The organism is Geobacter metallireducens GS-15, assembly GCF_000012925.1.
GTDB classification, from domain to species: Bacteria; Desulfobacterota; Desulfuromonadia; order Geobacterales; family Geobacteraceae; genus Geobacter; species Geobacter metallireducens.
Genome location: NC_007517.1, coordinates 1648880 through 1658061 on the forward strand (window position 1 = coordinate 1648880; position 9182 = coordinate 1658061).

Here is a 9182-nt window from a genome sequence, read left to right on the forward strand (position 1 = left end):
GTCGGGGTGGCAGCGGAGGGAGAAGAGAAGTGCGCGAGCATGACGAAGGGCTGTTGAACGGCATTACCCCGGACCGCATCCGCGATCACATCAGGGCTCTCGAAGGAGTCCGCCATCCCTTGGCAGCGCCCGAAGCCCTGGAGCGGGCAGCCGGATACATCCGGGAAACCTTCGGCTCCCTCGGCTACCCGGTGGCGGATCATCTCTTCATGGACGGCGGTCGCGAGTTCGCCAATATCATCGCTACCCATACCGGGGGGAGCAAATCGGGCCGGCGGGTGCTGGTGGTCGCCCACTACGACACGGTCACCACCACGCCCGGGGCCGATGATAATGCCAGTGGCGTGGCGGTGCTCCTGGAACTCGCCACCATCCTGAAGTGTCTCAGATTCGAGCGTTGCCTGCAGTTCGTGGCCGTAACCCTTGAAGAAAACGAAGATGAGCACAACCCTCGGGACTTGGGAACCCGTGGCAGCAGGGCACTGGCGGCCCATGCGCGAAGGGAGGGGTGGGAGATCGAAGGAGCGGTGGTGCTGGAATCGGTGGCCTATGCCGGCGACGCCGTTGTTCAGCGAACTCCCGCGGGCATTCCGTTCACGGTTCCCGCTACGGGGAATTTCATCGGGGTGATCGGCAACGAAGCGTCCCGGGGCATGGTGGACCGTTTCGGGCAGGCAGTCGGGAGTCGTGAAGCCGGGCTCCCCTGGGTGCCCCTGGTTGTCCCCGGAAACGGCGGGCTTTTGCCCGATTCGCGCCGCTCCGACCATGCGCCGTTCTGGGACCACGGCTACAAAGCCATCATGCTGACCGATACCACGAATTTCCGCAATCCCCACTACCACCAGCCGAGCGACACCCTGGAGACTCTGAACCTCGATTTTGCGGTTCAGGTCTGCCGGGCGACCGCGGCCCTTCTCCTGGACATCGCCAAGGCCTCAGAGCCGTGAGGTTTCACTTTCAATTGTTACAATTTTCGCTCTCCCCTTGCTAATCGCTCGACCTCTGATACCTGTTACATCTGAGAGGCGCCGTAACCCGTTCGCAACCGAATGCTTCCGTCCACGAACCCGAAGCCCCCGGCGTCTCCGGAGGTGAGCCATGGCCAGACCGTCAGCGCCGCCGATGCGTGTCCATGGGGATGAGCTGCTCTACGCGGCTCGCAAGATACTGAATATCGCCCCGGGCATAAGGGGATATGGCCGTATGGTTTCCGCGCTGCTTCCCTGCCTGACCGGTGTCGGCTGCCTCTACCAGGCCGTTGCCACGGCCCTTGACCGGCGCAGGTATCCGCCTCCCGGAAGGCTCCTGAAGATCGGCGGCACCGACGTGCATTTCCACGCGACCGACCGGCGCGGTGCGCCCACTGTTGTTCTCGAAACAGGGCTGGGGGGGATGTCTTCCGCCTGGGGATGGATTCAGCCCGAAGTTGCCAAATTCGCCCGGGTCGTCTCCTATGATCGTGCCGGTCTCGGTTGGAGCGCCCCCGACGATCTCCCCCGGACGGCGCTCACCGTGACCCGGCGGCTCCGGGCACTGCTCCATGACGGAGAGGTCGAGGGCCCCTATGTGCTGGTCGGCCACTCCATGGGGGGTATGTTCATGCGTTTTTTTGCCGATCAGTATCCCGGGGATGTGGCCGGGATGGTGCTGATTGATGCCGCCCACCCAGATCAGCACAGAAGAAGCCCGGCAATCCGCCGGCACATGAGTTCCGGTTTCCGGATGCTGAGAGGTGTCCCGCTTCTGGCAGGGCTCGGGTATGTCCGCATGACCGGCTTTTTCAGTTCCTGGGCCGTGGGATTGCCCGAGCGTCATGCCGCGGAGGCGGAGGCGTTTCTCTCTTCCTACACCCATTTGAAAACCACCCGCGACGAGTCCCTTGCCTGGGATGCCGTATGCGCCGAGGTCCGGAGCACCGGACGACTCGGCGACAGGCCGCTGGCAGTGGTCAGTGCGGGAAAGGATGTGCTTCCCGGTTCCCATGAGCTGCAGTCGGAGCTCGCCGCCCTCTCTTCGCGCAGCATCCACCTCACCGTGGAAGGGGCCGACCACGTCACCCTCGTTACCCATCGTCAGCATGCCATGGCGGTTGTCGACGCAATCCGCCAGGTGGTGCAGATGGCCGACCGCGAACGATAAAGGAATCTCCTGCCCAATGCCGTTTTCCGATCGTGAACCCTGCCTCAGTAACTCAGACGTGGCAGAGAGTACACATTCCCGAAGCACCGCCCCGTTATGCTTTTGTGGCTGATAAAGAGCATGGGGATGGACGGCGGATCATACTCCAGAGGATACTTTCATTATGCAGACAATCGTGGATTTACTTGAGGAGAGCTGCCGCAGGTTTCCGGACAAGACGGCTCTTCGTTGCAAGAATGGGGGGAGGTGGCAGGATGTTTCGTACAGAGATTTCAGGATCGCTTCCGACAGGATTGCCACGGGCCTCGTGAATAGCGGTTTCAGGGCCGGCGACCATGCGGCGCTTCTGGCGCCGTCGTCCCCCCGGTGGATGATGGTCTACCTGGGAATCCTGAAGGCAGGGGGAGTCGTCGTTCCCGTGGACAAGGAGCTCAAGAGTCTCGAACTGCGGCACATCCTCTCCGACAGCGGGGCACGGGTGCTCTTTACGGAACGTTCTTCCCTTGAGACTGTCCTGGCCATGGGGGAGGACGTCCCCGCTCTCGACCTGATCGTAACGCTTGACGGGGGGAACGGAAATAGGGGAGGGGACGAAGACGAAACAAGCGGGGAGCAGCCGGATGACAGCCTTCAACTCCATCACGAGAAGAGTCCCATGATGGGAACCCTGGCCAGGCAATTCAACGAGCTCCTCGATGCCGAGGCTTCCGGAGATGCGTCGGGACAGGGGGCGGGACTCACGGGTAGCGCCGGGGCCGGAATAGCTGCCGATCAAGTGAAAATCCTCCCCTACGAGAAGCTCCGTGGCACAACCGCCATCTCCCCCAAAGGGCCGAGTCCCCTGGATACCGCCATCATCCTGTACACGTCCGGCACCACCGGCCGCTCGAAAGGGGCCATGCTGAGCCACGCCAACATCACCTCGAACATCCTCGCGACCAGCGCTCATTTCAATCTGGACGAGCGGGTACACACCCTGTCGTTTCTTCCCATCAACCACGTGTTCGAGCAGGTCTGCGGCATCCTCCTCCCGCTCTCGCTGGGGGGGACGGTCTCCTTTGTCGAGTCCCTGAAAAAACTCGGCGACAACCTGGCCGAGGTGAAGCCGACCTTCCTTCTGGGGGTGCCGGCGGTCTACCGGATGATCCTGGACCGGATCACCCGGAATATCGAATCGAAAATCCTTTCGCGTCTCCTCTATTCGTTCTCCCTGACCCGCCCGCTGATTAAGGCGAAGATCCGGAAAACCCTGGGGAAAGGGACCATTTTCGTCAGCGGCGGCGCGGCGCTCGACCCGGATGTTGCCGCCGGACTTGTCCGCCTGGGGGTGACGATCTGCCAGGGTTACGGCATAACCGAAACGTCGCCGGTCATTTCGGCCGAGTGTCCCGGTGCCATGCGGCTGGGGACGGCGGGACGGGTGCTTGCCGGGGTTGAAGTCAGGATCACCGATCCCAATGACGAAATGGTGGGGGAGATTCTCGTCAAGGGACCGAACGTCATGCAGGGTTACTACCGGGATGATCCGGCCACGGCCGAAGTGCTGGTCGACGGCTGGTACCGCACCGGCGACCTCGGCTTTCTCGATGGGGATGGATTCCTTTCGATCCGTGGCAGGGTCAAGAATCTGATCGTTACCGCCAACGGGAGAAACGTCTACCCGGAAGAGGTGGAAAACGAAATCCTCAAAAGCCCGTACATTGCGGAGGTGGTGGTCCATGGCCGGCGGGTCGGCGCCGTGGCCGAAGAAATCCATGCGATGGTCTACCCCGATGGCGATGCCCTTGATGACTATCGGAGGAGCCAGGGCAAGAATTCCCTTTCGGGGGAAGAGGTGGCAGCGCTCGTCCGCGCCGAGGTGCAAGCCGCCTGTGAAAAGCTTGCACCCTACAAACGGGTGAAGAGAATCACCATTCGCACGGATGAATTCCCGAAAACCACGACCCGCAAGATCAAGCGGTTTGCGGTGCAGGCCGCTTGAACAGGGTAATGCGATGGGTCGCAATCACTTTCGTGTCAGCCGGGGTGTCAGCTGTTGAGCAAGTCCGCGATTTCCTTTCCGTAGTATGCCACGTTTGCTTCACGGTACGAATCCCTGAGCTTCCGCAGCTTTTCGATCTGACAATCCAACTCGGAGAGACCGCCTATGGTCAGTTTCCAGTTCAGTAACTTCATGGGAGTGCTCCTTTGAGTCGGGGCAATTCATTGTTCGAGGGAGGCCAGGAGGAAAATGCCGGTCATCTTGAACAGAATCGCGTTTACCTGGCTAAGTCCCCGGATGGTAATCCGGGCATCTTTGTCATCCCTGAGATCCTTCAGAAATCTGAGGAGAAAGGCAATCCCCATGGAGTTGATCCTGCCGGAATCGCTGAAATCGCACCGGACGTTCGGCCCATTCACTCTCGCGGACAACTCGCGGACTGACTGCTCTGCGCTGGCGTCGATGTTTCCGTAAAAACGGACGACATCGGTAAGCCCTTCACGCGTAACCACAACTCGGAAATCTGTTCCCATAATTAGTCCTCCTTTTTAGTTGTATGCCTCCCTCCTCCCTGAGTGATGCACTGTAATGTCAGTGTTCAGGCGCAGTCGCGCAACGCTGTTATGTGGAATCCCTTCGCCTCGGGCAGATCTTCGCAGCGGGCGAGACGCACATGACCACGTACGACGGTCTCTCTTCCCGGCGTGATGGAGACATGGAGGTGGTCGACGAAGCGCCAGATGAGAAACAGGCCCAATCCCCCGTCAGTGGGCGGAATCCCGTCCCGTGCCCTGTTTTTGCTGAGATGGTCAAGGATATCTTCCGGCCGGAGGCTGCCCCAACCGTCTCTGACCTCCAGGGCCAGGTTTTCTCCGTCGAAGCCAAAGCGAAACACAATTCGCTCGTCGGGAAGAATCTCACGGAGTTCACCCTTGCGGAAGATTCGAGTGCCCTGGTGATCACGGGGTGCTCCGTAAAGGGCATTCTCGATCATCTCGTCAGCAATGAGCGCTGCCCGTTGCCGCAGGAATTCGGCTTCGGTCGTCTTACCATTCACAGCCTTTTCCAGAAGCCCTATGAGGGTTTCTTTCTGGCTACTGGAGGTGAGGGTAAATTCGCTGACCTCTGTTCCCTGTCTGAGACAGGCGGACATCCGCTCATTCCTGCCGGCCGCGATGGATGCAACGGCAATGCTCAGGGTGGATTCCACGGGACAGTAACTCTTTGGAGAGAGCCGTGTCGGCGCCACGACAAGGTTCACGATCCCGTCCCTGAAGAGCGGGCCGATGTCGGGGAACGGCTCGGATGCCGGCGAGATAAGCAGAATCTCCGTGCCGGGAAAGAGGCTCCTGATGAGAGTTGTGATGCCAACCCCCCTGTCGGGATAAAAGGAGGCTGACAGCAGGATGAACTGGGGGCTCGGCGCCAACCCCCACGCTTTGTTCACCGACAAAAGGGGAGATTCTCCCGTCACGATAGAGATCATTCCGGGGATGGCTTCCAGGTCGGCCTTCCAAAGCCGTTCGTCGGCATCATTTCTGAAAAAAGCAAGGGATGGGGTGTTCATGCTCATGGTACCTCAGGGGCACAACCGTCGAACGAGGCGATCAGGAGTGCGACATCGTCATCGAGGGCTTCGCTGGCGGCAAACGAGTGAATGTCCGTGAAGAGCTGCTCTTTCAGCTGGTCGGACGAGAGTTCCCGATGTTCGAGAAAAACAGCCTCGAACCGTTCATATCCGAACTGGCGGCCGGCGCTATCGGTGGCTTCCACTATCCCATCGGTATAGACAATGAGTCTGTCTCCCTCACGGAAGGGAATGGTCAGTTCCGTGTAGCCTCCGTCGCGTTCAAATCCGAGGGGAAACCCGGAAACCACCTCGATGCGCTCCATGTACGTAGGAATTGTGCGGTAAAGATAGGGAAAGGTATGACCGGCATTTGCGATGGTGGCTATCCGCTGCTGCTGATTTATGCTGATAACGACGCACGTCATGAGAAGGTTTTGACGGGCAGTGGCCAGAATGGCGTTGTTCATGCCGGACAAGAGCCGAGCCGGCGTGGTGGCGCCTGCTGCGATAAGGGTGTGAAGGCTCGCCTTGGCCGCGGTGGTTACCATCCCGGCCTGGATTCCGTGGCCGCTCACATCACCCATGACGATGCAGACCGTTGAATCGGGGAGTCGGATGTAATCGTAAAAATCTCCTCCGATCTCTGTGGATGTGGTCATGCTTGCAGAGATTGCAATGTTGTTGAACCGCGCTGAATCGAGGGGAAGGAGATCCTGCTGGATACTCCTCGCATTGTCGACCTCCGCTCTTATGCGGGCGGTAAGCCGATTGAGGGTCTGCAAGAGAGCAGCCTGGGTTCTGGATATGCTCATCATGAGTTCCGCCACCGAGGCGATGCCGATGCAGCATTTTCCATCCATGACCGGAAACGAATCGGTTTCCAGTCTCGGATCCACCTCGATAAGCCGTTCGAGGGCGCTGTTTACGTCGACTCCCGCATTCATGGTAAACGGACACTCATCAAGAAGTTCCCTGATCGGTTTCTTCCCGTAGAGTTCCATGGTAAAAGGTCGGCCGAGGTGTTTGAAAATCAGAACCTTGCGGTTGATGATTCCCAGGAACTCACCTTCGTCAATAATCGGCAGCGTGAGCAGCGTTGCATCGCCCTGAAAAATTTCCACAACTTCGCGCACCGTTACGTTCGGGGAGACTCCGGCATTCGGCACCGCGATGTCCCGCAAAATCGGTACACTGCTCTCACAATAATCCGTCATGATTTATCCGTTCTCAAAACCGCTGGGTCATCAGAGCATAGCGCTGCAACTGCTGTCTCATTAATTACTATCGGCAGCAAATGTGATGGTCACGTTACAATTGAATGATATTTTCGAGTGCCGGCAAGCAATGTCGTCACGGCGGTCATTGCCCGCATACACTGCTGGTTCCGTGCTGTTGTCCGAGATGGCTGCTCTGGGTGCCTCGTAACTGGATCATTATTGTTACAGTGGTGTAAATTCTTGTTGTGATTGACACAAATCTCTTTAGTTTTAATTGAAATCCTGAGAGAGTCTGTATTATTCCCTATGGGGCTTCCTGTCGGAAGCTCGCTACACATGCAATCCATCCGGAGGATCGACATGAAAAAATCGCTGCAAGATCTGCAAAAGATTCGTGGAATCGGTGAGGTGCTTGCCAAACGTCTGGTTGAGGCCGGTCACGACACCTATGAGAAGCTTCAAGCCCTCGGCGAGGATGGGCTGCGGGCTGTGAAGGGGATCAATCCCCGGGCGATCGGCTCGATTCTCTCCCAGGCCGCCGAACTGGTCGAGTCCAAGGGAAAGGAACGGGCCCGCCGGGTCGAGGAACTCCGTTCCGCGGCACTCACCCTGCGCGGTCAGGTGGAGGAGATCGCGCGCAGCGTCAGGGACCGTTTTGCCGACGAGGTGCAAGGCCAGGGGGGCAAGAAGCTCGAAAAACAGTTCACCAAGATCATGACATCCTTTGACCGGGTTGAAGGAAAGCTGGAAAAGCGCACGAAGCGGGCCGCCAAGGGACTGGCCAAGGCCGAGAAACGGCTGGCCGGCCTTGTGGATGGAACTATGAAGGATGTCGAGAAGGGTGTCCGGCGTGCCCGAAAATCCCTCAAGAGGATTCTTGCCTGACGCTGCTACACGTATGAGTTCCCCGGAAAGCTGATCGCGGTTGAAAGGCTGGACGGATCGGAGGAGCGCCACGGGTGGCCCTTGCGGGTTGCCAGGCTCAGACCGCCGATTCTTGACGCTGATTTTACATTCCTGTCCTTCATCCGTGACATTCCCCGTCTATAGTCCGAACATTAATTTCAGCTTGACCCGTAACTCCTTTTTTGGTTGGGGAAGGAGGAAACTCCTTCCCATTTTTTCCGCAACGGGATCTTCCCGCCACCCCACCCTCAGCACGTGCCGGATTTACCTGAAATTGACTGAATATCGAGGAGAACCCCCATGCATTGTCCCGCATGCAACGCAGAAGTAATCTACTTTTTCGGCAAAACCCTGAAGGGACGTCAGCGTTTCGTCTGCAATAGCTGCGGCCGTGAATTCGAAACCGGTTCCCCGTCTCCGTCGAGTCGTTGCTCCCGATGAACGATGTCGACCGTGTCACTGTATCCACCCCCAAACATGCAAGAATATTCCTCTTCATCGCCGCATCGCTGCTGTCGACACTCTCGCTGATGATATCCGGAGCCATTGACTGTTCAGCATCGCCCGACGCACGCGAATCCCGTTACGAGATATTCTCCCGCGGACTGCGAGTCGGCAGTCTTACAACGTCATTCTCCCACGCCAGGTACAATGACCGCAGAGCTCTCCGCTTCGAGTCCAACACCCGGGTGAAGGCGAACCTTCTGGTCTATTCCGTATCCTATGAAAGCCACGAAACGGCCCTGGTGACGGAAGAGGGGACAGTCACCTACACGCGGAGCGACCGAAGGAAGGGACAGCAGCTGGAGGCTACCGGGCGGCTCGAAAGGGATCGGTTCATCCTCGATGTGACGGAGAACGGCAACCGGCGAACCCTTCTGTTTGACAAAAGCCGCTATGACCACACAACGATGGAGTGCCCCGAAACCCTCATGGGCCGGGTAGGGGAGGAGATGTCGCTTCGTCTTCTCGACTTCGAGAGCCTCTCCATCGTTACCCGCCGCTACCGCTGGGTCAAAACCGAGGATGTCATAGTGGAGGGAAAGCCGGTCCGCTGCCGTGTCATCGATTTTGAGGATTCCCACAAGAAAGGACGGCGCTGGATCAAGGCCGACGACCTGGGCGTCATCATCGCCCGGCAGGACGGCAAGGGGAAGGATGGTTCCTATTCGCTGCGGATGACGAAGCTGGGGGATTGATACTTATTTGGGGGCATCGTTACAAAACATTTAATCAAGCTTAATGTTGATGTAATAATTATGCCTTAGGGTATGCACCCAGGAATCGGGGTGCCGTCCGGACCGCTTCATATTCCGCGGATCCGTAGACCGGGTACTTTGCTGACTTGATTGTTCAAGACCCAGAAAGC

Annotated in this window: 10 protein-coding genes; 6 read left to right on the forward strand and 4 right to left on the reverse strand. The window is 58.4% G+C overall.

Going from position 1 to position 9182, the window contains the following annotated elements; genetic code table 11:
* Nucleotides 1–29 precede the first annotated feature (29 nt).
* The 3 genes from GMET_RS07385 (at nucleotide 30) to GMET_RS07395 (ending at nucleotide 4120) form a co-directional block, all read left to right on the forward strand.
* The gene (locus GMET_RS07385; RefSeq protein ID WP_004511602.1) at nucleotides 30–947 is read left to right on the forward strand and encodes a M28 family peptidase; all 918 of its coding nucleotides are present in this window, start codon (nucleotides 30–32) and stop codon (nucleotides 945–947) included.
* 151 nt (nucleotides 948–1098) lie between these two features.
* On the forward strand, nucleotides 1099–2139 hold the full coding sequence (locus GMET_RS07390) for an alpha/beta fold hydrolase (RefSeq protein ID WP_004511601.1): 1041 nt from the start codon (nucleotides 1099–1101) through the stop codon (nucleotides 2137–2139).
* Nucleotides 2140–2302: 163 nt separating this feature from the next.
* On the forward strand, nucleotides 2303–4120 hold the full coding sequence (locus GMET_RS07395; RefSeq protein WP_004511600.1) for an AMP-dependent synthetase/ligase: 1818 nt from the start codon (nucleotides 2303–2305) through the stop codon (nucleotides 4118–4120).
* A gap of 47 nt (nucleotides 4121–4167) precedes the next feature.
* On the opposite strand, the gene GMET_RS18780 is transcribed toward GMET_RS07395, so the two are convergent.
* The 4 genes from GMET_RS18780 to GMET_RS07410 all read right to left on the reverse strand — a co-directional run bounded on the left by GMET_RS18780 (nucleotide 4168) and on the right by GMET_RS07410 (nucleotide 6904).
* A complete protein-coding gene (locus GMET_RS18780; protein WP_004511599.1) occupies nucleotides 4168–4314 on the reverse strand; it encodes a hypothetical protein in 147 nt (48 codons plus the stop codon).
* 27 nt (nucleotides 4315–4341) lie between these two features.
* On the reverse strand, nucleotides 4342–4653 hold the full coding sequence (locus GMET_RS07400) for an STAS domain-containing protein (protein ID WP_004511598.1): 312 nt from the start codon (nucleotides 4651–4653) through the stop codon (nucleotides 4342–4344).
* Between the two features lie 65 nt (nucleotides 4654–4718).
* Nucleotides 4719–5693, reverse strand: a complete 975-nt coding sequence (locus tag GMET_RS07405; RefSeq protein WP_238378990.1) for an ATP-binding protein — start codon at nucleotides 5691–5693, stop codon at nucleotides 4719–4721.
* A complete protein-coding gene (locus tag GMET_RS07410) occupies nucleotides 5690–6904 on the reverse strand; it encodes a PP2C family protein-serine/threonine phosphatase (RefSeq protein ID WP_004511596.1) in 1215 nt (404 codons plus the stop codon). The genes GMET_RS07405 and GMET_RS07410 overlap by 4 nt, the downstream gene beginning before the upstream one ends.
* A gap of 363 nt (nucleotides 6905–7267) precedes the next feature.
* Here GMET_RS07410 and GMET_RS07415 point away from each other — a divergent pair, with 363 nt between their 5' ends.
* From GMET_RS07415 to GMET_RS07420, 3 genes are all read left to right on the forward strand, one after another.
* The gene (locus tag GMET_RS07415) at nucleotides 7268–7792 is read left to right on the forward strand and encodes a helix-hairpin-helix domain-containing protein (protein WP_004511595.1); all 525 of its coding nucleotides are present in this window, start codon (nucleotides 7268–7270) and stop codon (nucleotides 7790–7792) included.
* Nucleotides 7793–8113: 321 nt separating this feature from the next.
* Nucleotides 8114–8254, forward strand: coding sequence for an IS1/IS1595 family N-terminal zinc-binding domain-containing protein (locus tag GMET_RS19285; RefSeq protein WP_081431786.1), 141 nt, complete (start codon nucleotides 8114–8116; stop codon nucleotides 8252–8254).
* Nucleotides 8251–9012 (forward strand): hypothetical protein, encoded by a 762-nt coding sequence (locus GMET_RS07420; protein ID WP_004511594.1) that lies wholly within the window; start codon nucleotides 8251–8253, stop codon nucleotides 9010–9012. The genes GMET_RS19285 and GMET_RS07420 overlap by 4 nt, the downstream gene beginning before the upstream one ends.
* Nucleotides 9013–9182: the final 170 nt, after the last annotated feature.